A 238-nucleotide genomic window follows, 5' to 3' on the forward strand; every position below is an offset into this window, starting at 1 on the left:
CACCGGCACTTGAATGCCGTGGTGGCGAATCTAGCGGGTTTCATCGGCTGGGCCTTTCTTGATTTTCTCGCTGTTGCGCAACACCGTCTGCATCACGCGCGGCGTCACGCGATTGCGGTTCTTGAAGCGCGGCATCCACTCCAGCTTCTTGTTGTAGCGGCGCATCTGGGCCAGTTGGGTCGCACTGGCGGGCGATGTCTGCAGGGGCATCAGCGGTTATTACGCATGATCGATAAAT

At 58.4% G+C, this 238-nt stretch carries 1 protein-coding gene; it reads right to left on the reverse strand.

The genetic code is table 11. The annotated features are described in order from the left end of the window. Window positions 1-30 precede the first annotated feature (30 nt). Window positions 31-210 (reverse strand): hypothetical protein, encoded by a 180-nt coding sequence (locus ACFZPT_RS27010; RefSeq protein ID WP_379559177.1) that lies wholly within the window; start codon window positions 208-210, stop codon window positions 31-33. Between the last annotated feature and the right edge of the window lie 28 nt (window positions 211-238).

This window comes from Pseudomonas sp. MD330_10, assembly GCF_042610415.1.
Classification (GTDB): Bacteria; Pseudomonadota; Gammaproteobacteria; order Pseudomonadales; family Pseudomonadaceae; genus Aquipseudomonas; species Aquipseudomonas rhodesiae.

Coding starts and splice junctions, on each gene's coding strand:
- ACFZPT_RS27010 (WP_379559177.1), bottom strand. CDS start 210: ATGCCCCTGCAGACATCGCCCGCCAGTGCGACCCAACTGGCCCAGATG.